The 21914-nt window shown below is 53.5% G+C and carries 19 protein-coding genes; 11 read left to right on the forward strand and 8 right to left on the reverse strand.

The genetic code is table 11. The features are described 5' to 3' along the window. Positions 1-208: 208 nt before the first annotated feature. The gene (locus tag MKY12_RS08760) at positions 209-1096 is read right to left on the reverse strand and encodes a fructose bisphosphate aldolase (RefSeq protein ID WP_339313473.1); all 888 of its coding nucleotides are present in this window, start codon (positions 1094-1096) and stop codon (positions 209-211) included. Positions 1097-1270: 174 nt separating this feature from the next. Here MKY12_RS08760 and MKY12_RS08765 point away from each other — a divergent pair, with 174 nt between their 5' ends. Both MKY12_RS08765 and MKY12_RS08770 read left to right on the forward strand, forming a co-directional pair. Next, entirely contained in the window at positions 1271-1918 is a 648-nt protein-coding gene (locus MKY12_RS08765; RefSeq protein WP_339255161.1) for a hypothetical protein, read from the forward strand. Positions 1919-2225: 307 nt separating this feature from the next. Beyond that, entirely contained in the window at positions 2226-3467 is a 1242-nt protein-coding gene (locus tag MKY12_RS08770) for an RICIN domain-containing protein (protein ID WP_209874604.1), read from the forward strand. 110 nt (positions 3468-3577) lie between these two features. Here MKY12_RS08770 and MKY12_RS08775 read toward each other — a convergent pair whose 3' ends face one another. Both MKY12_RS08775 and MKY12_RS08780 read right to left on the reverse strand, forming a co-directional pair. Continuing rightward, entirely contained in the window at positions 3578-5098 is a 1521-nt protein-coding gene (locus MKY12_RS08775; RefSeq protein ID WP_339313474.1) for a DUF4179 domain-containing protein, read from the reverse strand. Positions 5099-5118: 20 nt separating this feature from the next. Further along, the gene (locus MKY12_RS08780) at positions 5119-5610 is read right to left on the reverse strand and encodes a sigma-70 family RNA polymerase sigma factor (RefSeq protein ID WP_339313475.1); all 492 of its coding nucleotides are present in this window, start codon (positions 5608-5610) and stop codon (positions 5119-5121) included. A 485-nt stretch (positions 5611-6095) separates the two neighbouring features. Between MKY12_RS08780 and MKY12_RS08785 the strand changes: the two genes are divergently transcribed. Next, positions 6096-6482 (forward strand): DUF1801 domain-containing protein, encoded by a 387-nt coding sequence (locus tag MKY12_RS08785; RefSeq protein WP_339313476.1) that lies wholly within the window; start codon positions 6096-6098, stop codon positions 6480-6482. Positions 6483-6625: 143 nt separating this feature from the next. On the opposite strand, the gene MKY12_RS08790 is transcribed toward MKY12_RS08785, so the two are convergent. Next, positions 6626-8317 (reverse strand): M3 family oligoendopeptidase, encoded by a 1692-nt coding sequence (locus tag MKY12_RS08790; RefSeq protein ID WP_339313477.1) that lies wholly within the window; start codon positions 8315-8317, stop codon positions 6626-6628. 375 nt (positions 8318-8692) lie between these two features. Between MKY12_RS08790 and MKY12_RS08795 the strand changes: the two genes are divergently transcribed. The 4 genes from MKY12_RS08795 (at position 8693) to MKY12_RS08810 (ending at position 11602) form a co-directional block, all read left to right on the forward strand. Next, positions 8693-8968, forward strand: coding sequence for a CD3324 family protein (locus MKY12_RS08795; RefSeq protein WP_209874583.1), 276 nt, complete (start codon positions 8693-8695; stop codon positions 8966-8968). Between the two features lie 223 nt (positions 8969-9191). Then, complete coding sequence (locus MKY12_RS08800; protein WP_339313478.1) at positions 9192-9629, forward strand: LytTR family DNA-binding domain-containing protein; 438 nt, start codon at positions 9192-9194, stop codon at positions 9627-9629. Positions 9630-9663: 34 nt separating this feature from the next. Further along, on the forward strand, positions 9664-10119 hold the full coding sequence (locus MKY12_RS08805) for a hypothetical protein (protein WP_036725414.1): 456 nt from the start codon (positions 9664-9666) through the stop codon (positions 10117-10119). A 157-nt stretch (positions 10120-10276) separates the two neighbouring features. Then, positions 10277-11602, forward strand: coding sequence for an amidase (locus tag MKY12_RS08810; protein WP_339313479.1), 1326 nt, complete (start codon positions 10277-10279; stop codon positions 11600-11602). 57 nt (positions 11603-11659) lie between these two features. Here MKY12_RS08810 and MKY12_RS08815 read toward each other — a convergent pair whose 3' ends face one another. Then, positions 11660-12949, reverse strand: coding sequence for a S8 family peptidase (locus MKY12_RS08815; protein ID WP_339313480.1), 1290 nt, complete (start codon positions 12947-12949; stop codon positions 11660-11662). Positions 12950-13159: 210 nt separating this feature from the next. Here MKY12_RS08815 and MKY12_RS08820 point away from each other — a divergent pair, with 210 nt between their 5' ends. Together MKY12_RS08820 and MKY12_RS08825 are read left to right on the forward strand one after the other, a co-directional pair. After that, entirely contained in the window at positions 13160-13477 is a 318-nt protein-coding gene (locus MKY12_RS08820; protein ID WP_339313482.1) for a hypothetical protein, read from the forward strand. Between the two features lie 455 nt (positions 13478-13932). Further along, entirely contained in the window at positions 13933-15336 is a 1404-nt protein-coding gene (locus MKY12_RS08825; RefSeq protein WP_339314829.1) for an NAD(P)/FAD-dependent oxidoreductase, read from the forward strand. Between the two features lie 109 nt (positions 15337-15445). Here MKY12_RS08825 and MKY12_RS08830 read toward each other — a convergent pair whose 3' ends face one another. Next, positions 15446-16534: a low temperature requirement protein A gene (locus MKY12_RS08830; RefSeq protein WP_339313483.1), complete on the reverse strand. Its 1089-nt coding sequence runs from the start codon at positions 16532-16534 to the stop codon at positions 15446-15448. Positions 16535-16726: 192 nt separating this feature from the next. Between MKY12_RS08830 and MKY12_RS08835 the strand changes: the two genes are divergently transcribed. Together MKY12_RS08835 and MKY12_RS08840 are read left to right on the forward strand one after the other, a co-directional pair. After that, positions 16727-18574 carry a UbiD family decarboxylase gene (locus MKY12_RS08835; protein ID WP_339313484.1) on the forward strand — a complete coding sequence of 616 codons (1848 nt, stop codon included), beginning with the start codon at positions 16727-16729 and terminating at the stop codon, positions 18572-18574. 438 nt (positions 18575-19012) lie between these two features. Next, on the forward strand, positions 19013-19153 hold the full coding sequence (locus tag MKY12_RS08840) for a hypothetical protein (RefSeq protein ID WP_339313485.1): 141 nt from the start codon (positions 19013-19015) through the stop codon (positions 19151-19153). A 92-nt stretch (positions 19154-19245) separates the two neighbouring features. On the opposite strand, the gene MKY12_RS08845 is transcribed toward MKY12_RS08840, so the two are convergent. Together MKY12_RS08845 and MKY12_RS08850 are read right to left on the reverse strand one after the other, a co-directional pair. Then, positions 19246-20439, reverse strand: a complete 1194-nt coding sequence (locus MKY12_RS08845) for an IS256 family transposase (protein ID WP_339249823.1) — start codon at positions 20437-20439, stop codon at positions 19246-19248. Positions 20440-20672: 233 nt separating this feature from the next. Beyond that, positions 20673-21854, reverse strand: coding sequence for a copper amine oxidase N-terminal domain-containing protein (locus tag MKY12_RS08850; RefSeq protein ID WP_339313486.1), 1182 nt, complete (start codon positions 21852-21854; stop codon positions 20673-20675). Positions 21855-21914: the final 60 nt, after the last annotated feature.

A 21914-nucleotide genomic window follows, 5' to 3' on the forward strand; every position in this document is an offset into this window, starting at 1 on the left:
GCATACCCAGGTATACAGGGCTGGAAGTTGCAGATCCTGCAACACTTTAGATTTGTTGCGGTGACAGCAGCGATCAGCCGGTGATTTATCAGGCGTAGTTTTGAGTTCGGAACTTATATTCGGAATATACAGAAGAGGACCCCGCGGCACTAGGCCTGGGGTCCTCTTCTGTATATGAAGCTATGAGCTTAAATGAGCATGGATCTGATCAAGTAATCGAAGCCTCATAGATGGCCTGGATCGACGCGGCGAGGGTGCTGTTGAATGCCTCCTCCGTCTGCTGATCGCTGAGCCCCTGGGATAAGGCGCGGGAGAAGCTGGCAATCACTCCATGCTGCCGGGCGAGCTTCTCGTTGGCTTCAGCCTGGGTATACCCTCCTGAGAGGGCTACGATCCGAACCACATGGGGATCTGCGGCGAGCTCACTGTATAAATTATCCTCTGTCGGGATCGACAGCTTGAGCATGACCTTCACGCCATCTGGCAGCTCAGACAAGCGTGCGGCCAGTTCCCGTTTCAGCAATTGCTCTGACTCCTGCTTGTCCTTGCTGAGGATATCTACTTCCGGTTCAATAATCGGAACGAGTCCGAAGGCGGCGATCTGCCGGGCCAGCTCGAACTGCTGCTCCACGACCTGCCGGATACCCTCCGGGTTCGCCTCATGAATTACGGAGCGCATTTTGGTGCCGAAGATATGCTTGCTGACTGCCCGCTTCAGCAGATCATTGAGGGCGGGGATAGGCTTCATGAGCTGGACTCCGTGCTGAGGAGCGGCCAGTCCCTGGTCTATTTTGAGAAAAGGCACGACGCCCTTCTGCTCCCACAGGTAATCGGCGGTATATTGCCCGTCTATGAGGCGGTCCATCGTGTTCTCGAACAGAATTGCACCTAGAATATGCTCCCGGTTAAAGGCGGGACTCTGAATAATGCGTGTTCTCATGCTGTGAACCATGGTGTACATCTCTTCGTCCCCTGAATAACGGTCTTCCTTAATACCGTATTGCAGCAGTGCTTTGGGGGTGCTTCCTCCGCTCTGATCCAGAGCAGCTATAAAGCCTTGGCCAGTGTGAATCCGGTCCAATTGTTCAGTATTCATGGTTAGGTTCATTCCCTTCTGCAAAATGAGATGGTTACTGTACCCTGTCTAGTATAGCACTTGCGCATAAGGACATACATGGGGGTCCGGCAGAGCTTTCCATTTGAGTTGAGAGATATGGTATGTTACCTTGTTCAATAGGATGGTATGATAGAAAGTGGGGTGAATTTAATTATGACAAACGAAACTACCAATGAGACCACGAATGAGCCGGTGAACGGTGAAGCGGAAGCTGCCGGGCAGGCCATGACCGAAGAGAATTGGAATGAGCTGCTCAAGGCTGTTTTTCATAACGGCATTGTAGCGCTCAAAATGAGCTTCAGCGATGTGGAAGGACAGGTGCTGAACCTGGACAACTACGGACCGGTATTTGTATTCCGTGTGAAGGATAAAGATAACGCTGATTATTACTGCGGCTTCTTCCTTCGTGAGCTGGCTGCCCGGTTCCAGTCCGGCAACAGTCCGGAGATCTGGATGGCCTCCTTCTTCCACGAGCTGATGAAGACCAAGGGAGGCAACTCCATGCCTAAGCCGCTCGCCAGTGAAGAGGAAGCCAAGGCCGCTGTCGATAATGTGCTGGTTCCGATGTGTATCGCCGCTGTAACGGAGGAGTTCGCACCGGAGCAGGTGCATGCCGGCCTGGCCTGGAACGAGGAGCATGGACCGGTCTTTGAAGCAGGCTTCCCTGCAATCACGGACGGAAACAACGTATGCGCTATACCGCTCCATCTGTTACTGACGCATCTGCAGCTTAACCGTGATCCTTCGGAGCTGCTCGTGCAAGGGATGTATAAGATCCGCGAAGAGCACGGACTCGAGTAGTACGGCAATCAAGGTATCATCTTTGCAAAAGCATGAACCGCCTCCGTTGGAGAGCGGTTTTTTGCTGTGGCTGGGCTTGATGAGGCAGTGTCTTACGAAAGGACGCCCTCTCCTTTTCCTCCAGGTTCGCTGAATTGTCAAATTTCTGGTTCTTCCGGGAAGCAAAAACGATATATATGGGATGTAGCAGAAGAAGGCGCTGCCATTATCCATGTCCGAAACCGGTTGGGTAAGGTTTCAACTGCACGAACGTACGCGTGCATTGAAATAAGGCTGGCCATTTTGAAATCAATAGAGGAGGGCAATAATGCTTAAAAGAGGTAAATTCTTAAGTCTGTTCATGCTGTTCACGTTATTCATCGCACTGCTCCCTGCGGGGAGCGCAAGCGCAGCAACCTGGAATCTGGCCTGGAGCGATGAGTTCGACGGCTCCTCCCTGAACACCGCTAACTGGACGGCTGAGATTGGCACAGGTACCGGCGGTTGGGGCAACAATGAACTGCAATACTATACGAACCGTTCACAGAACCTGAAGGTTACCGGCGGCAACCTGGTCATCACGGCGCAGAAAGAATCCTATGAAGGCATGAATTACACCTCGGCGCGGATTAAGACACAGGGACTCAAGAATTTCACCTATGGCAAAATCGAAGCCAGAATCAAGCTGCCTTCCGGCCAGGGATTATGGCCTGCGTTCTGGATGCTCGGCTCCAATATCAACACCCCGCCAGGCTGGCCTGCCTGCGGTGAGATCGATATTATGGAGCGGGTAAATAATAACGCTGCCGTCAACGGTACGGTGCACTGGGATGCAGGCGGCCATGCCGAATTCGGAAGGGTATCCGGTAATCTGGACTTCTCCCAATACCATGTATACAGTGTGGAATGGGATTCGAAGTACATCAGATGGTTCGTGGACGGCAACCAGTTCAATGAATTCTATATTGAGAACGGAACCGGCAATACGGAGGAATTCCAGAAACCGTTCTTCCTGCTGCTGAATCTTGCGGTAGGCGGCAACTGGCCTGGTGCTCCGAATGGAGCTACCCCCTTCCCGGCACAGATGCTCGTGGATTATGTACGGGTATATCAGGCGGGCGCTCCTTCGAGCGGCATTGTCAGCGGCGGAGTCTACACCTTGATGAACAAGGCAAGCGGCAAGGTACTGGATGTGACGGATGTTTCTACAGCAGACGGGGCCAAAATGCATCAGTGGACCAATTACACCGCCGCCAATCAGCAATTCAGAGTGGAGAGCACAGGAGACGGCTTCTACAAGCTTACAGCGATGCATAGCGGCAAGCTGCTGGATGTGCCGAATGCCTCCACGGCAAGCGGAGTCCAGCTTCAGCAGGCGAATGACAACGGCAGCAACGCCCAGCGGTGGAGCATCATCGATGTGGGCGGCGGATATTACAAGCTGATCTCCAAAGCCAGCGGGCTGGCCATGGATGTCTCTAACTCCTCTACCGCAGACGGAGCGGTCGTGCAGCAATGGACGGATAACGGAACCGACGCCCAGAAATGGCAGCTTATTAAAATTAATTAGGAGCGGACGAAGCAGCGGAATGCTTATACTGCTGTAAAAGGGCTTAAGAAAGGGAGAAGCCCCGCAAGCCTGTCGGCTGGGCGGGGCTTCTTGCTGTTTGCGGCAAGCTTCTATTTCTTTGAGAACAGCTCGATACTTTGCGTCTCCAAAATTGGATTCCAAATGCGCTCAACCGATAGGGTAAGCGGCTGCGGGTAATCTGCGGCTTGACTGTCAAAAGATAAACTCATCTCACCGGTTCCCGTACCATCTCTAGAGATCGAGGTGCCGCCAAAATTGGTAAGTGGAGTTTCCCGATTCATCCTATTATGCACCTGGCCGTCCGCATCGGTGAATTTGTCGGCCAGTTGTGCGCCGATGTACTCCGCCTGTACTGCCCCTTGCGAATCGGTATAATAAGACAGGCCGGTCACCTTGCGCCGGAGCAGAATCTCTGCCGCTGTTGCAGAATGTTCCTTCTTGGAGGTGACAATTTCAAAACCGTTTGCCGGTGCTTCAATCACTTGCTGCTTGTTCAGATCGACCACAAATTTCATACGGTCCGGCTCCAGCGCCGAGATCCCGGCAATCTTCAGCGTGGTGGAGTCCGGCTGGTTAAGCTGGGTATACCTGAACACCAGCGTTGCCTGAGAGTGGTCTTTGTACACCTCGGAATTATCGGCCGTGATTCTGCCCGGATAAACCAATTTCTCGGTTTGACTCCCGGTCGTTGCGATCAGAACAGGATTCAGCAGGCTGAAAATCTGTTTGGTGTTCGCCTCGTCATACTCCAGATCGACATAAGTATTGAACGGAGTATACTGCACTTGGCGCACTTTGATCTTTTGACCGTCCACGGTAAGCGTGCGATTCACAGGCAGCGTGTGCTCCTGGTCTTTGAACCTGCCCGGATCAAGCTGAAACGATACCTCCAGGCCGGTCCGATACTTGTTGCTGCTGGAAACGAGCGCCTGATCGGACGTTCCGGTTAGAATTACAGTGAACTTCAGATCCTTGGAATCAGTGATGGAAGCCGGATAATTAGTGGAATAAATAAAATCCTTGCTTCCGCCGGGCGGAATCCGGGAGTCGCTATCGTATGCCATTTCCAAGGCTGCGCCCCGATGTGGATATGGAACCTCGTAATCACCAAACTGAATTTTCGTATCCGCAGGTATAATTTCTGTATCCGAATCGTTCTGCACGCTGAACAGGATATACACTTTACGGCCATCCGTGACAGCGCCATCTACATCCATGCGGTATCCATTGTTTGTTGCACTTTGACGGACCGGCTTTACCAGATTTCGTTCCAGGATGTCGCCAACCACCCGGTTCGTTAATGGCTGTTTGCGATAGTCCGCAAAATCATTCCAGCTTTTGGTGCTGGCCGCCTGCACTGAACCGCTGAGGCCGGAATCGTCTATACCTCCAGATGGCAAGCCGATGGATGAGACAATCACAAAAATGGCTGCGGCCGCGGCTAATACGGCGCCGGCCCCATAGGAATAGAAACGCCGTTTGCTGCGTTTTTTCCCTTGCGCCATTCCGCTGCGCATTGCATTATGAATTTTCAATTCCTGAATCTCCTCTGCATGAAGATGGACCTCCTGGGCATCCTGTTTCAGGACACGCTCTTCTTTTTCCAACATTTCTGTCACCTCCGATTTGCTCACAGATATTTCCGCAACAGCCTAAGTCCTTCACGCAGCCAGGTTTTGATCGTGCCTTCGGGCTTATTCAGTACCTTGGCAATTTCAGTGGTCGTCATATCCTGGTAATACTTGAGCATCACAGCATGCCGGTATTTCGGCTTCATCCGGCTCATCGCCCGCTCCAGATCGAGACGGTCGCTGCTCCTCATCTCCTGGGGCTCCTCCTCCAGCTTCTCTGTCAGCACAACGCGTTTTTTACGCCTTAGCTCATCCATGCAGCAGTTGATGGTAATCCGGAGCAGCCATGGTGTGAAGGCCTGCTCGTTTTTGAGCTGTTTACGCTTCATCCAGGCCCGGCACGAGGCTTCCTGCACCGCTTCCAGGGCATCTGCCTCTGAGCGCAGATAGCTGTAAGCGAGCGTATACAGTTTACGGTGCTCCTTTGCAAGCCGCTCATAGAACACCTCTTCATCCATCAGCGCCAGATCTGCTGTATTGGCTTTGTTCATTGTCTTCCCCCCATTCACCATCCCCTCTTCCTTATTGTGTTGGTCTATGGAAGAAGTCGTCCTTTAAATATGTTTTCATAAGTAAGACGGAGCTAACCGGAAAAACGATTGATTTTTATTAAAACACATATCAGTTAGGCCAACCAGTGACAAACAGGCCGCAGCCAAGCGGTATAATTGTACTTCTATAAATATCCAGATTTGTGGTACTGTTAATTGTAGGTGCTACGATTGTGTCGGAGAACGGGAGGCGGTCGATATGAAAGGTTCTTGAGGCAGGTCAAATCGAGCCGTTCATTATCGTTGCTCCCCAGATGGACAACAGCTATGGGCTGAATGGTGGAATATCACCTAAGGGAAGGCCAGCACGAAGGGATCATGACGCTTACGAATTACACATTGAATTTTGAAAAGCTGTGTGCTACATATAGGTTGGGCTTACTTTAACTGCGTCTATGAACCAACCCAAGGGAGATGAAGCCGAAGTGGAAAAGAATAAAGTTACCTATGAATCGGTGGACCAGTATATTGCCGCCTTTGCGCCGGAGGTCCAGGAGCTTCTGCAGAGCTTGCGTAAGGTCATTTCGGAAGCCGCCCCTAAGGCAGTGGAGAAGATCAGCTATCAGATGCCGACCTGGTTCCTGCATAAGAATCTGGTGCATTTTGCCGCCTACAAGACGCATATTGGGTTCTACCCGGCACCCAGTGGAATCGAAGCCTTCAAGGAGGAACTGGCGCAGTACAAAGGAGCCAAGGGTTCGGTGCAGTTTCCCATCAAGGAGCCGCTCCCTTATGAGCTCATTACCAGAATCGTCAATTACAGAGTGGAAGAGAATCAGCAGCAGGCCGCAGAGAAGCGGAAGAAGAAGTAAGAGGACGGGCTCATGTCGATCCAATTTAAAATTAGGGGCTGTCCAGAAGCCGTGAACTGGCTACTTGGGACAGCCCCTAATAGTTGACGCTACGCTTGATGGTGAATATAACTTAATTGTATTCGGTGTATGAATCCCAGTCCCTAAAGCGCCTTATCGTCTATGCTGTTCAGCCAGCCCTCAATCTCTCCGATGACGGAGCCGATGCAGCCATCCTCGAACGGGGAGGTTAATCCGGCAAGCTTCACCAGCTCCGTGAAGGAGCGGCTGCCTCCGGCCTGGCAGAGCTTCAGATAATCCGGCCAGGCCGAGGCGAAGTCCTCATTCGAGCGTTTCCAGAACTGGAAGGCGCAGAGCTGGGCCAGGGTATAGTCGATATAGTAGAACGGAAGACGGAAGATATGGGCTTGCTTGTGCCAGAACCCGCCCTGCTCCAGGTATGCGTTGCCGTCATAATCGCGGTGCGGCAGGTATTTCCGTTCAATATCCCGCCAAGCCTGTTTGCGTTCCTGCGGCGTAGCTTCCGGATGCTCGTACACAAAGTGCTGGAATTCATCGACAGATACGCCATAAGGAATGAACTCCAAACTGTCCGCCAGGTGGTTGAAACGGTACTTGTCCGCCTCCTCCTTGAAGAACAGGTCCATCCATGGCCAGGCGAAGAACTCCATACTCATCGAATGAATCTCAGCGGCTTCGGAGGTCGGGAACGTATATTCAGGAACCTCCATATTCCGGCTGGAATACGCTTGGAATGCGTGCCCGACCTCATGGGTCAGCACATCGATATCGCCGGAGGTTCCATTGAAGTTGGAGAAAATAAACGGAGCACGGTAGTCGCTGAAGAAGGTGCAGTAGCCGCCGAATTCCTTGCCTTTTTTGCTGACCAGATCCATCAGCCCGTTCTCCTGCATGAAGCTGAAGAATTCACCGGTCTCCGGGGACATCTCCTGGTACATCTTCGCACCATTCGCCACGATCCAGTCCGGGTCTCCCTTAGGGGTAGCGTTACCGGAATTGAACTTAATACCCTCATCGTAAAATTTCAGTCCGTCCAGCTGAAGGCGTTCGCGCTGGCGCTGCTTCAGCTTCCCCGCAACCGGCACGATATGCTCATGCACCTGCTTGCGGAAGCCTGCTACCATCTCAGCATTATAATCGGTACGTCCCATCCGGTCATAGCCGAGCTCCACGAAGCTCTTGTATCCCAGCTTGGCAGCGTTTCCCGCCCGGACCTTCACCAGCTCGTCATAGATCCGGTCGAATTCGGGTTCATGCTCTGCCATGAAGGCATTACGGGCCTCGAATACACCTTTGCGAACTTCACGGTCCGTGGAAGAATCGAACGGAATCAGCTGTGCCAAGGTGCGTTCTTCGCCCTGGAACATGATTTTGGCGGACGCGATCAATTGGGAGTATTCGGAGGACAGCTTATTCTCCAGCTGCAGATCTTCAATCACTTCAGGGCTGAAGGTGCGCAGTGAGATCTCGGCCAGGCTTAGGAGCTGTGTTCCCCAATCCTGTTCGAACTCGGCTCTGTACTTGGAGTTGACGAGGGCTCTGTAATAATCCGTGATGTACTCCTGAATTACCGGCCCGGTCTCGTCCATATAATCCTGCTCTGCCTTGTAAAATGCATCCTCCGTATCAATGGAGTGGCGGACACTCACGAGCGTCTCCATCGTATCGAAGCGGCTGCGCAGCTTATTGATTGCTGCCACGGCAGCTTTTTGCTCCTCCAGATTGCCTGTCTCCAGGTCCTTCAGCAGCGTGGTGAACTCCTGCTTGAATTGCTCCACATCCGGGCGTTCGTATACATATTCTGAGAATTTCATTTGCTGTATCGCATCCTTTCTTTACCATATAGATTCTATTATATAATCGGCGCCCGCAAAAAACTAATGTTCAGGCCGTAAAGTTTGATTATAGCTAATTGTGGGTGCAGCAGCGTCTAGTGGTTGAATGGATATGGGAATTATTCTAGAATAGAGGTAATCTGCACCAATTCTAGAATCCCGGGAGGTGATGACCCATGTTTCGGATGAGTCAGTATGTGAACGGCACGCTCCATGCAAAGCCTGTGAAATAACTAAGGCGAAAGCTTGGCATGGAGCGGATTTATTCGCCTGTAGTATGTTTTAAGAAATACAGTTATTTATACACAGGCTTTGCCCTTAAAAGATTAATATATTTTAAGGAGCGAGCCAGAGATGCAATGTATAAATGCAGCAAAGCTATTGCCAGACCACTTGCTGAAGGAGATTCAGCAATATATTCAAGGGGAAGCCCTGTATATCCCAACCTGCAAGAGCAAACGCCGAAAATGGGGTGAAAGCTCAGGAGCAGCCGATTACTATAAAGTCCGCAATGCTGAGATCCGTAGCCGCTTCCAAGAAGGTGCAGAGTTGTACCAATTGTGCGAGCAATACGGGTTATCCATCGACAGCATCCGCAAAATTGTATATTCCAAGAACCCGCAGAGCTGATCTGCGGGTTTTTTGCTGCTCAGATGATACGCCATTCTCGACTGAATCCTCTAAATTAGGCGGACCCATTAGAAGTGTAGCCAATTGCAGACGAGGTTGCGGACTGAGATTCCGTTATTGCAGCTTGAAGCCGCTAGAGTGCAGCTTGCGCAAAGGCCATTGTATAAGTCATTTTACAAAAATATACTGTAGCTGTAGGGAGAGAAGGCAGGAGGCGGTGGCGGTGAAAATCACAATTGAGCAGGTGCCGGAGGGCGGTGAGCCTGAAATTATTCTCAGGTGCAATGACCCGGATGAAGCCTTGCTGGGGCTGATCTACTCGGTGAGCGCAGGCGCAAGGAAGCTGATTGGTATGAAAGGGCTGCAAATGCACATCATCCATCCGCATGAGGTCTATTATTTCGAGGCGGTGGATCATAAGGTGTTCATCTACTGCCAGGAGAAGGTGTATGAGTCAAGGCTGAAGCTTTATGAGCTGGAGACGGAGTATGAGTCTGGCGATTTTTTCAGGGCATCCAAATCCAGTATTCTGAATGTGGCCAAGATCGAGTCGCTCCGCCCGGTGCTCTACGGAAGATACGAGGCGCTGCTGCACAACGGTGAGAAGGTCTACATCTCCAGACAATACGTCCCGGTGCTCAAACGGAAGTTAGGGTTATAGCTGTGCTGTCCAAACTTGACTAGGAGGAAAACGCATGATTACAACCAGAAAGTATGTGTCTTTGTTCGTGAAGGATCTGCTGGTGGCTTGCGGGGGTCTGATGGTGCTCGCGGCGGTTGTGCTGGCTCTGAACTCAACGGAGATGATCCGGGGCTCGCTGCTGGTGCAATTGTTCCTGGGGGCTGCGGCATTTACCTGCTTCCGCTATGCGCTGGTGAATACGTATGAGGTTGATCCCAAAGTGCAGACGATCAGCTTCTACCTCTGCTTCATCCTTGCTGATGTATTGGTGATTCTCTGGCTATGGCTGTTCGCTGACGGTCCGCTGATGGATAAGGGAGTGCTGGTGCCGTTCGTCATTGTTATTCTGGTGGTCAAAAGTATGGTGTACGCGATGATGCACATCGACGGGAAACGGGAAGCCAAGCAGCTTAATCAGAAGCTGTATGAGTATAAGCAGGACGGGGAGCAAAAAGAAGAAGAGCTTTAGGAATCTCTGGTGATAGGGGTTATGAAAGCCATCTTGGAGGGGAAGCGTCCCGGGTGGCTTTTTTGGTGCTAAGTAAGGTTGGGGATTTCTGTTACCTTTTGCAGACTGAACCGTAATAAGCCAAATGCTATACATAATCTTCCATGGAGATGATCTTATGCTGCTTCACAAGTTATCCCTGACAGAAATGATGAGCCAGATTCACGAACCCGGATATTCACCCGAAACTGTGCTTGACCCGTACTTGGAGCGTTACAGACAGGTTGAGCCGCATATCCATGCATTTGTCCCTGAGGCTGAGGCTGAAGGGCGTCTGGATTCGGAAAAAGCTCTGCTGCAACGTACCTACAGCGGAGATGAGCGTAAACCGGCCCTCTTCGGCATTCCTGTGGGCATTAAGGATCTGCTGCATGTAGACGGCCTGCCGACCCGGGCGGGATCACAGCTATCCGCTGAGCTGTTAGCCGGTGCCCAGGGATCTCTGGTCGCTAAGCTGCGTGCCCTAGGGGCCGTGATTGCAGGCAAGACGGTGACCGAGGAATTCGCCTATAACGGGCCGATTGCTACGCTTAATCCGCATAATACCGGGCATACTCCAGGAGGTTCCAGTGCAGGCTCCGCCGCAGCGGTGGCTGCGGGGCTCTGTCCGCTGGCAGTGGGCACACAGACGCTGCGTTCGGTGATCGCCCCGGCGTCCTTTTGCGGAGTGGTCGGCTTCAAGCCCAGCTACGGGAGGGTTCCGCTGGATGGGGTGCTGCTGTTCTCACCGTCTTTTGACACAGTAGGGTTCTTCACACAAAACTTGCCTGATATGGAGGCTGCGGCGGCCTTGCTTGTCCCGGACTGGGAGGCTCCTGCTGCCCCAATGCCCCGCAAGCCGGTTCTGGGCATCCCCAAGGGAGTCTATATGGAGCTGATGAGCGCGGAAGTCAAAGGGCTGTTCGGGGCTCAGATCACAGGGCTTGAACAGCTTGGATATGAAGTCCGTTACGTCCAAATGCCGTGGGAGGATGAACTCATCTACGGAAATGCGATGCTGCGTTTCATTGAGGGTGAGCTGGCACGGGAGCATGAGCATAGATTCGCGGAGCATAGAGCGGAATACGGTCTTCCCGTGCAGGAAGCGATCCTTAGAGGGCTGCAGATTCCGGAGGAGGAGCTGGAGCAGTACCGAACCCGGCAAAGGGAGCTGAGGCAGGATCTAATGGAGCTTATGGAACAAGAGGGAATCGATCTGTGGGTCTCTCCGGCCCAAGGGGGGACTGCGCCGAAGATTGAGGAGCGGAATACGGGCTGGGCAGGGATGCCTGCGGTCTGGGGCTTCGCGGGAGTGCCCACGGTCAGTCTGCCTGCGGCAACGCTTGAAGGCATGCCGCTAGGCTTCCAGTGTATAGGAAGATATGGAGAAGACGAGGAGTTGTTAGCTTGGGCACGGCAGCTATGGCCGTGTCTGGCGGGTGAGCAACCGCTCCCCGTGGAATAAGGAGCGGTTACCGGTTTGTTTTGGGGTCCCCGCAAAGTACCTGAATATCCATCGAAGCTATAGTCTCACTTTGTGGGGTTTCTTGGGGAAGCAGCGCCGCTTCAGGAACCGTACGTCGATCTCTCCGCTGCCGCCGGTATTCGGCTTCAGGCGGAGGGGGAAGGCGTTACGCTTCAGCAAGAGCTTCACCTGGCGCGGCGTGAGGCATGGGCGGAGCTGGAGCAGCTGGGCGGCGGCACCTGACACGATGGGCGTGGAGATGCTGGTGCCGGACAGCTTGAAATACCGCTTGCCGACCTTATTGCGCGGCAGTTCACGGACCAGCTGGGAGCCGGGGGCACGCAGCGAGATCACTGAATCGCCGGGGGCGACCAGATCCGGCTTCACCTTGCCGCCGGGAGCGGGCCCGCGGCTGGAATAGACAGCGATCCGGTCATCCTTCTGCGTCAGCGTCCGGCGGTCATTGACGGCTCCGACGGTGATCGCGGAGGGGCTGATTCCGGGGGACTCAATAGTCCGGCGCCTGGGGCCGGCATTACCGGCGGCGATGACTACGGTGAGCCCGGCTTTGACGGCTTTTTCAACGGCCTGGACGAGAAGGTCATCCTTGACATGCGGAGCCACCGGTCCTCCGAAGGACATGGAGAGGATGCGCAGCTTCAGCTTTTTGCGGCGGGTAATGCAGTATTCAATTGCCTTGATAATGGTGGAGTCATAGCCGTCCCCATACTTATCCAGCACCTTGATTCCGACAATCCCCGCTTCCGGCGCGGGTCCCCGGTACTTGCCCCGGCTGGACCAGCCGTTACCAGCGGCATCCCCGGTGATATGCGTGCCGTGTCCGTTGTCATCATACGGGCATTTCCGGTGATTGATATAATCCTTGAACGCCAGAATGCGGTTCACCGGCCGGGTCAGATCGGGATGCGGATAGACTCCGGTATCAAGCACAGCGATGTTGATGCCTTTGCCGGTAAGCCCTCTTGAGCGTCTAACCGCTGTAGCGCCTATGGATGGAGTTGCAATGTTGAGCGTAGCCTTCTTAATGCCGTCCAGATAGACTTTATGGACTCCGTTCCAGCGGCATACATGCTCCAGACATTTCAGGGATACCTGTGAAGCCACGGCCTGGTGCAGCCGCAGATGATGCTTGACCGGGAGGACATGCCGTCCCAGATGTGTCCTTAGTTCGCGGAGTCCCGCTGGAGTAATCGGTTGTCTGAACTGTATGATCACCGGTATAGCAGCATTTGCAGCACTAGTGGAATAAGCACTGCGGATCTTATGCTTCAGGGGCCGGTTGAGCTTGGCGGCGTGACGCCTGACCCATGATGGTACACTCTTCATAATGTAATCACCTCTATGAAGCAGTGTATGCGGCCAACTGCCCTGTGGGTACGAAACCATGAATGAGTACAGCGATACATTTATGTAAATAACAGGCAATCGTGCGTTTCGGTTGATTCTTCTCTTGCATTTACTACTGTATTCCAATAGAAAGTGGTGAAGCAAATGAAAGAATCAGAGAAGAAGGCATTGCTGGCAAAACGTCAACTGATGGCTAAAAAAGCAAGAGCAGCGGCGGTAGTAAGACCCAAGAGACGGCGGATCAGACAGGTGCTTAATAATTTCATCGTGCTTGCCGTGAACAATAACAATGTCCCTTACGAAACGCAGGGCTGGACGGCTACACTGACCCGGAGCTCCGGCACTGTGATCACGGCTCAGTTCGATGAATTCGGCGTCGCCCAGTTTAATACGATCAGTACGCTGACAACAGTCAGCTACACGCTCCGAATTATCGATGCGGATAATGTGCAGCGCACACAGAAGTTCGTCCCGTCGAACCGCGAGTTTTTTGTAGCACGCTTCTAAGGTGGCGGACCTATTTATATTCTATGAACAGAGCAAGATAGAGAGCCAGATTGCATAGTGTAGCTGTGAATGACTGAACGAAAGAGCTGTTTCCGGGGCCGGAGGGCTGATGGGGGCGGTTTTTTTTTGAAAGAATTTATATGTTTTGGGGTCCCCGCAAAGTACCTGAGTCATCATCGAAGCTAAAGCCTCACTTTGTGGGGGGATTTTGCGATACGTGTGAGATAATATTTCGTTTGTCAAGCATTAAGGCGAGTTGGCGTTAAAATATTGGCTTAATGTACAATCCCGTCCACTGAATTCAGCTCTTATGACAATAAACCTTCCATCAATATTCAAAAGCGGGTGCATACCCTATATAATATCGCCATAGATGTATATCAGGGATTGTGGAGCAGGATGCCAAGTGGGCAGCAGCTATGAGCTGAAGATGCCCCGGAAAGGTCTGAGGAATGATGAGCCTGGAAGCCTTGAATGAACGCGTGAACACGGATCTCGCTTATCTCGCCTATGGCGGCGCGGATTGGGTCCGCCCTGTGGAGCATGATGAAGGCCATGTCTATGATGTCGTCATTGTGGGCGGGGGCCAGAGCGGGCTTGGTGCGGCTTTTGGCTTGCTGCGCGAACGGATCTCGAATCTGCTGATTATCGACGAGAATCGTGACGGGCTGGAGGGGCCTTGGGAGACCTACGCCCGGATGGTGACGCTGCGCACTCCCAAGCATCTGACCTCGATTGATCTGGGAATCCCGTCGCTGACCTTCCGCTCCTGGTGGGAGGCTCAGCATGGAACGGCCGCCTGGAGTGAAGTGGACAAAATCCCGCGCGGCCAGTGGATGGAGTATCTGCGCTGGTACCGGCAGGTTCTGAAGCTGCCGGTACGTAACGAGGTGCAGCTAATGCTGGTTGAACCTGGTGACGACGGAATCTACCGTCTGCAGGTTACAGGAGCGGGTGCGCAGGCTGGAACACTGCTGGCCCGTAAGGTGGTGCTGGCTACAGGCATTCAAGGCGGAGGACAGTGGCATGTTCCGCCGATGATTGCAGATCATCTGCCGGAGCGCCTGTACGCCCACACCTCCCGGCAGATTGACTTCGTTGCCCTGCGCGGCAAGCGGGTGGGGATTCTCGGCGGCGGGGCGTCCGCCTTTGACAATGCCAATTACGCGCTTCAGGAGGGCGCGGCTGAGGCCCAGGTCTTCGTCCGCCGGGCGCAGCTTCCGGGGGTGAACCCGATCCGCCAGATGGAGGGCTCGGGAATGATTGAGCGGTTCCATACCCTGACGGATGCGGACAAATATGCAGTGATCTCGCATTTCTTCCAGTATAATCAGCCGCCGACGGGCGATACCTTCCGCCGTGCAGCGGCGTGGCCCGGCTTCCGGCTGCACCTCGGCTCGCCGTGGCTGAAGGTGGAGGCTTCGGGGGAGCAGGCGGTGGTGACTACATCAGCTGGAGAGTTCAGCTTCGACTATCTGATCGTCAGCACGGGCCTGCTTAGCGATCCTGCCCTGCGGCCGGAGCTGCGGCAGGTGGAGCCTCATATTGCCCGCTGGAGCGACCGGTACACGGCGCCTGCGGGAGCGGCGAATCCGCTGCTGGATGCACACCCTTACCTTAGTCCAGGCTTTGCACTTCAGAGCCGGGATGAAGCAGGCCGCAAGCTGCTGCATGGCTTATTCGTGTTCAACTATTCCGCTCTGGCCAGCTGCGGGTTATCGGCATCGGCCATCTCGGGCCTGCGGAATGCGATTCCTAGACTGGTCAGCGGCGTGGCTGACCAGCTGTTCCTGGATGACCGGCAGCAGATCCTACAGGCTTATTATGAGTACGATGAGATTGAATTTACAGGCCAGTAAGACGAACGGAAGAGGCTGTACCTGAGGCGGGCAATGACCTCTGGTGCAGCCTCTTGGCGTGCAGAGCGAATAGATGGGGCCAGTGCCTGAGAGCTGACGGGCAGCCGGGTCAGGCAGTAATTCTGGCGTACAGCGCGAAGAACAGAGCCAGCTCGCCCATGATCAGGACATTCGGTACATGGACTATAAGATCCAGCACATAGAAGCAGGCCAGAATGACGGTTAGCCCTGCCAGCGGCTTCATTCCCAGCCGATGCTGCTTATGCCTGTAGACCTGGAAGACCAGTGTCGTGGAAGCGAAGTAGAGCAGCACCGAGCCGAACAACAGGTTCAGCATCTGCCCATAATGAAGCTGATCCAGGAACAATAGCTGGATTGACGCAGCAAGCATACATAGCGACAGATAAATGAACAGATGCCCGTAGATAATGGTCTGTCCGGCAGTCTGGATATGCATATCGACCTTCTTCTCCAGGTTGTCATAATACTGCCACCATATGGCGATGATCAGCACAAAGGTGAGCGCAGCGAAGCCGACAGACGGCCCGGTCCAGCGGCTGGATTGCAGCACGGCGAGGATGCTAACCACAGATTCGCCGAGCAGGATCAAGGCGAACAGGGAGAAGCGCTCCAGCAGATGATGGGTATTGGGGGGCGTCTTCACCAGAATCCTCCGTCCCGTCAGCGGGAGAATGATGTCCAGCATAATTCCTGCGTACAGTACCGCATACCGCAGCCAAGAATCGAAGAACAGGGAGCAGGCCGAAATCGCAAGTCCAATCCAGAAACGTGATCCCAGATAGCGGGCCGTGTCGCGCAGATGCCCGCTTTCTCTGGAATGGCTGTAATGATATTGGACCGCGGTCATGATCCGGAGTCCGAGATAGCCAATCAGAAACGGCAGATAGTTGGCATCGAAATCTATTGACAGGCTGGCTGTCATAATCAATACGAAGAACAACTGGATAATCAGAAAAATCCGGTGCATCACCGTATCCTGACCATAGCGGTTAACGAAAAGCGTCTGGCCGACCCAGGCCCACCAGATCGGAATGAAGATCAGTACGAATTTGCCCAGTGTCTCAAGGGACAGGGTCTCGTCTTCTACATGCAGCAGCACATGGCTGGCTTTGGAGACCGCAGCGACAAATAGCAGATCGTAGAAGAGCTCCAGCCAGGTTACCTTTTTGATGATCATTGCGTTAGTCCCCTTTGCTTGCCGAATGTTTGCCCGGAGCCGTCCGGTTTACAAGTATAATAATGGCTCTCCACAGAAGAAGGCAAGAATATCTGTGACAACTGGAGAGGTTGCCCTGGCGGCAATTGACCTGACGGGCACACTCATTGATAATAAAGAGGTTCATATTCTTGAGAGAATGGGAGTAGAAGCATGTCATATCGCAATATGGAAGAATGTATTATTGACCTGGAGAAGCACGGGCATTTAATTCGCATACATGAAGAGGTGGACCCGCATCTGGAGATGGCGGCGATACATATGAAGGTCTATGAGGCAGGCGGTCCCGCTCTGCTGTTCGAGAAGGTCCGGGGCTCGAAGTACCGGGCGGTCTCGAATCTGTTCGGAACTATCGAGCGCAGCAAGTTCATCTTCCGCGACACTTGGGAATCGTCGCAGGCGGTCATCGCCCTGCGCAGCAATCCCATGAAGGCGCTCAAGCAGCCTTTGCGGTATATCGGGACAGGCCTTGCCGCCCGTAAAGCGTTGCCGATCAAGAAGGGCAGCGGTGTACCGGCCGGATTCGAGGAGATTCAAATCTCCGATCTTCCGCAGATTAAGCACTGGCAGGGCGACGGCGGGGCATTCGTCACGCTTCCGCAGGTGTACTCCGAAGATCCCGATAAGCCGGGCATTATGAACTCCAATCTGGGGATGTACCGTATCCAGCTTAGCGGCAACGAATATGAGCTGAATAAGGAAGTGGGCGTCCATTATCAGATTCACCGCGGCATCGGCATTCATCAGGCCCACGCGAACAGACGCGGCGAGCCGCTGAAGGTAAGCTGCTTCATCGGCGGCCCGCCTGCGCATACGCTCTCGGCGGTGATGCCGCTGCCGGAGGGCTTAAGTGAAATGACCTTTGCCGGGCTGCTCTCGGGGCGTCATTTCCGCTATAGCTATGTAGACGGCTTCTGCGTCAGCAGCGATGCTGACTTCGTGATTACCGGAGAGATTCATCCCGGGGAGACGAAGCCAGAGGGGCCGTTCGGCGATCATCTGGGCTACTATAGCCTGACTCACCCGTTTCCGGTGATGAGAGTTCACAAGGTTTACGCCAAAAAAGGGGCTATCTTCCCCTTCACGGTGGTCGGCCGTCCGCCGCAGGAGGACACTGCCTTCGGAGAGCTCATCCATGAGCTGACCGGCGGGGCGATCCGCTCGGAGATTCCCGGCGTGAAGGAGGTACATGCGATAGATGCTGCGGGAGTGCACCCGCTGCTGTTCGCGATCGGCAGTGAGCGGTATACCCCGTATCAGCAGCTTAAGCAGCCTGCAGAGCTGCTGACGATCAGCAATCGGATTCTCGGAACCGGACAGCTCAGTCTGGCGAAATATCTGTTCATCACGGCAGAAGAGGACAAGCCGGTCAGCACGCATGATATCGCCGGGTTCCTGACCTACATTCTGGAGCGGATCAATCTGCGACGTGATATTCACTTCCAGACGAATACAACGATTGATACGCTGGATTATTCCGGCACCGGGATCAACAGCGGAAGCAAGGTAGTCTTCGCAGCTGTAGGGGAGCAGAAGCGGAGCTTGTGCACGGAGGTGCCTGAGGTTCTTCAGCGGGTGGAGCAGGGCTGGGGCCCGGCGGCGATGATTATGCCGGGGATTGTCGCCATGCAGGGGAAGCCGTTCCGGGATTACGCCTCGGCGGCAGAGGAAATCTCCGGCCTGAGCGCTGCGATTGCAGCGCAGGGGGCGCTTGATTCCTGCCCGATGATTATTCTGTGCGATGACAGCAGCTTCATGTCGGAGTCGCTGAACAACTTCCTGTGGGCGACCTTCACCCGCAGCAATCCGTCCCATGACATCCATGGGGTGAACAGCACGGTGGAGCATAAGCACTGGGCTTGTGATAATGTGATCATCGATGCCCGGGTGAAGCCGCATCAAGCGCCGCCGTTAATTCCTGACCCCGAGGTGCAGCGGAGGATTGAGCGGGTATTTAGTGAAGGAGCAAGCTTGGGTGGACTGCGGAGCCGTAAGGGGTGAAGTAGCACTTCTATAACCGCTGAAACCGCTGAAAAGAGGGGTTGTATGGCTGAGCTATTTGGGGTGCTTTTTGAAGTTATGTTGGATCTCCTGCTCTACCGTAAGGACCGTAAACGGAGGAGAGAACGAAGAAGAGAGAGAAGAATAGCGCGGAGAATGAAAAGGCAGGGGCGTTTGTAGACGCCCTGTCTTTTATTTGCTGGCTGTTGGATGTTAAACGCATAAACGTCATTTATGATAATAATGACGTTTATGCGTTTTTTTGTCGTTGCCGAAAATGTATGCGAAAACAAATATGTCTTTCAAGACACAACTCCAGCATAAAAATGCGCAGCACGGAGGTGTGCGGACCAAATGTAATCGAAAAACCGACCACAATGCGCAGCGTGGAGGCTGAGCAGACCAAATGTAATCGAAAAACCGACCACAATTCGCAGCGTGGAGGCGAGCGGACCAAATGTAATCGAAAAACCGACCACAATGCGCAGCGTGGAGGCGAGCGGACCAAATGTAATCGAAAAACCGACCACAATACGCAGCACGGAGGTGTGCGGAGGTAGCGTCAAGAAGTTTGTGTAAAAGAGTAGAAGTGCCTCCCCCGGGTTACGGGTTGGGATGTAGTGTTTCTGGGGGGAGGGGGAACCCCGACTCCCAGAAACTGGATTTCTCTGTTACGCCTCTTCCGGTGTGGGCAAAGAGGGGTAGCGTGTTTCGAATAGCTCTTTTAGCTTCTTTTTAACGGCATCCACTCCAAAGCCTTGGGCGACCCGCCCTGCATGACGTTCATTGTATTCCAGCATCTCCAGGTACACGATTTTCTCTGCGGCATCCATGTTTGTCAGACTGTTCATCGGTTTCAGACGCTTGCGGATTTCCTTGTTCATCCGCTCGATGGGGTTCGACGTGTAGATCGCTTTACGGATCGACAGCGGATAGTTGTAGAACGTCAGGAGTGTGGATAACTGTTCCTCCCAGGACCTCATTTCCTTCGGATACAGCTTGTTCCACTTCGCTTTGACCGTATCAAAGTTAGCCCGGGCGACCACTTCATCCGGTGCCGTATATACGGTTTTCAACGCCTCCATGACATCGGTTTTGTGCTCCACCCGAATTTTATGAAACGTGGCCCGCACTTTGTGCACTACGCAATGCTGTACATCCGCCTGAGGATAGGTCTCTTTAAACGCCGCATCCAGTCCCGGTAGCCCGTCAAACACACCCAGCAGGACTTCCTGCGCTCCGCGGTCGTACAGGTCTTTGAGTACCTCCCGCCAGCCATTCGAACTCTCTTGGCCACCCACGTAGAACCCGAGAATTTGACGCTGGCCCTCCTCGTCAATTCCCATCGCAAAGTAGACCACTTCACCACGAACCGTGCCCCGTTTCAGCTTCACGTACAGCCCATCTAAATAGATGACGGAGTACCGTTTGCTCAGTGGCCGTTTCTGCCACTGGTGGATATCGTCTAGCACCGTAGCCGTAATATTGCTGACCGTGGTGGGGGAGTAGTGGCTGCCAAACATACTTTCAATGAACCGGGCCACATCCCGCGTACCCATGCCCGATTTATACATTTGGATGACGGCCTCTTCTAACCATCCGTCCCGCCGCTGGTACGGCTCAAACAACTGCGTCTGGAAAAGGCTTTGGCGGTCCCGGGGCACCTGAAGATCCTCGATATGGCCGTATTTCGTGTGTAAGTCTCGCGTATAGTAGCCATTGCGACTATTGCTGGCGCCGGCTTCTTCACTCTCCATAAACCCCTGGATTTCGGCGCGCAACAGGCGTTCCATGTTGTCTTTCACAAAATCTTTAACAAGTTTTTCAAATAGATTATTCAGCGAACTTTCGGGTAAAATATTCATTGGTAGGGTTCCTCCTTGGTGGTTTCGCAATCCCGAGGATACCCTACTTTTTTGGTGCCTGACTAGGCTCCAAATCTTGGTACACAACTTACTTTACGCCATCTGTGCGGACCAAATGTAATCGAAAAACCGAACATAATTGGACCGGGCGTGCCGCGTAGGTCGTGCGTTTATCGCAAGAGACGTATTTTCACAGAAAAACAGAGTGCAATCGAATGTGAAAGTGTAGCTGCTCAGTTCTGGCTGCCTGGCCATGTGTAGGACTTGATGATGTCTTGGCTGCCGTCCATTCTGTGAAGCTTGAAGGTGAAGACGTTGTCAGTACGTCCGGTGAAGTAGATATAGTCTCCCGGGAACATAAAATCGGGCTGCTCTACTTCGCGCTGGCGCTCTGCACTGAGCAGCTGCTTATATAACACAGTCTGCTTACCAGTAGCGCGGTCAACTAGGGTCAGGAAGGCAGTGTCTGTAGGGCGTACCAGCAGAACATCCGGGTATACGGCTTCGACATTGTAGTAGACATCCTGGGAAACGGTTGCACCCAGCAGTTTCGGTATATCTACGGTCTCGCTGACCGCTCCGGTCCCATCCTCAATGAGCCTTAGTGTGCGGCCGTCATTGAATACCAGCTTGCCGTCGGCCCAGACCGGGGCTGTGCCGAAGGAGGTATGGATATTCGTATGCCCCTGGCGGATCACACTGTTATTCTTCACTAGATAGGTGTAATACTCTGCATGCACATGGGGCTCGCCATACGAATTGACGACTTGAAGCAGTGTCAGACCGGCGGGTGTGCGCTCGAAAGTGAAATCCACTACATCCAGTCCTTTGCCGAGAACAGCAAGCTTATGCTTAGTGTTCTGCTTCGTAGTCAGATACAGCTCCCCGCTGTCCAGCGACAAAGAGTACACTCCGCCGTCGAACACTTCTGAATAACCGCGGTACATATGCAGACCGTTGGCCCGTATTGTATTGGTGGCCGCATCCCATCTTACGGGTCCGCCTTCAAGGGCTGCCACCACAAACTTGACGGGCACATACAACTGCTTATCCGCCATATAAGGTATACCTCCAAGGGAGACCTTCTTCCCGTCCAGTACGCCGGTGGATTGACCAAGCTTCATGCTGAAGCTTTTGTTCCACCCGCTGAAGGTGGCGGTTTTGTCCGCGTTATTCCACTTGACCTTAAGTCCCATGATTGTGACCAGGTTAGCTGGCATATAAGAGACCCCGTTCTTGATCTGTGCGGTGCCTCCGGCCATGCCTGATGTTCCGCTTCCGCTGTTGTAGGTTAATTGGAGCTGCACGTCCGGGGCGGGCTTGGCCGAAGCCGGAACGGCTTCAGCTCCTCCGGCCAGAGCCAGTGCAAGTGCGGGGAGGAGTAATAACCTTCGGGTGAACTTCATGTTCATCATCCTTTCTGGGGGCGCGGCGGCTGCTAAATCAGCCGTCCCCCGTACCGTGACCCATAGGCT

Origin of the sequence: Paenibacillus sp. FSL M7-0896, from assembly GCF_037975415.1 — a bacterium.
In the GTDB taxonomy this organism is placed as follows: domain Bacteria; phylum Bacillota; class Bacilli; order Paenibacillales; family Paenibacillaceae; genus Paenibacillus_AQ; species Paenibacillus_AQ silagei.

What these genes read in the sequence shown, in the direction of transcription:
- MKY12_RS08760 (WP_339313473.1), bottom strand. Translation starts at nt 1,096, where the DNA reads ATGAATACTGAACAATTGGACCGGATTCACACTGGCCAAGGCTTTATA.
- MKY12_RS08765 (WP_339255161.1), top strand. Translation starts at nt 1,271, where the DNA reads ATGACAAACGAAACTACCAATGAGACCACGAATGAGCCGGTGAACGGT.
- MKY12_RS08770 (WP_209874604.1), top strand. Translation starts at nt 2,226, where the DNA reads ATGCTTAAAAGAGGTAAATTCTTAAGTCTGTTCATGCTGTTCACGTTA.
- MKY12_RS08775 (WP_339313474.1), bottom strand. Translation starts at nt 5,098, where the DNA reads ATGTTGGAAAAAGAAGAGCGTGTCCTGAAACAGGATGCCCAGGAGGTC.
- MKY12_RS08780 (WP_339313475.1), bottom strand. Translation starts at nt 5,610, where the DNA reads ATGAACAAAGCCAATACAGCAGATCTGGCGCTGATGGATGAAGAGGTG.
- MKY12_RS08790 (WP_339313477.1), bottom strand. Translation starts at nt 8,317, where the DNA reads ATGAAATTCTCAGAATATGTATACGAACGCCCGGATGTGGAGCAATTC.
- MKY12_RS08795 (WP_209874583.1), top strand. Translation starts at nt 8,693, where the DNA reads ATGCAATGTATAAATGCAGCAAAGCTATTGCCAGACCACTTGCTGAAG.
- MKY12_RS08805 (WP_036725414.1), top strand. Translation starts at nt 9,664, where the DNA reads ATGATTACAACCAGAAAGTATGTGTCTTTGTTCGTGAAGGATCTGCTG.
- MKY12_RS08810 (WP_339313479.1), top strand. Translation starts at nt 10,277, where the DNA reads ATGCTGCTTCACAAGTTATCCCTGACAGAAATGATGAGCCAGATTCAC.
- MKY12_RS08815 (WP_339313480.1), bottom strand. Translation starts at nt 12,949, where the DNA reads ATGAAGAGTGTACCATCATGGGTCAGGCGTCACGCCGCCAAGCTCAAC.
- MKY12_RS08820 (WP_339313482.1), top strand. Translation starts at nt 13,160, where the DNA reads ATGGCTAAAAAAGCAAGAGCAGCGGCGGTAGTAAGACCCAAGAGACGG.
- MKY12_RS08825 (WP_339314829.1), top strand. Translation starts at nt 13,933, where the DNA reads ATGAGCCTGGAAGCCTTGAATGAACGCGTGAACACGGATCTCGCTTAT.
- MKY12_RS08830 (WP_339313483.1), bottom strand. Translation starts at nt 16,534, where the DNA reads ATGATCATCAAAAAGGTAACCTGGCTGGAGCTCTTCTACGATCTGCTA.
- MKY12_RS08835 (WP_339313484.1), top strand. Translation starts at nt 16,727, where the DNA reads ATGTCATATCGCAATATGGAAGAATGTATTATTGACCTGGAGAAGCAC.
- MKY12_RS08845 (WP_339249823.1), bottom strand. Translation starts at nt 20,439, where the DNA reads ATGAATATTTTACCCGAAAGTTCGCTGAATAATCTATTTGAAAAACTT.
- MKY12_RS08850 (WP_339313486.1), bottom strand. Translation starts at nt 21,854, where the DNA reads ATGATGAACATGAAGTTCACCCGAAGGTTATTACTCCTCCCCGCACTT.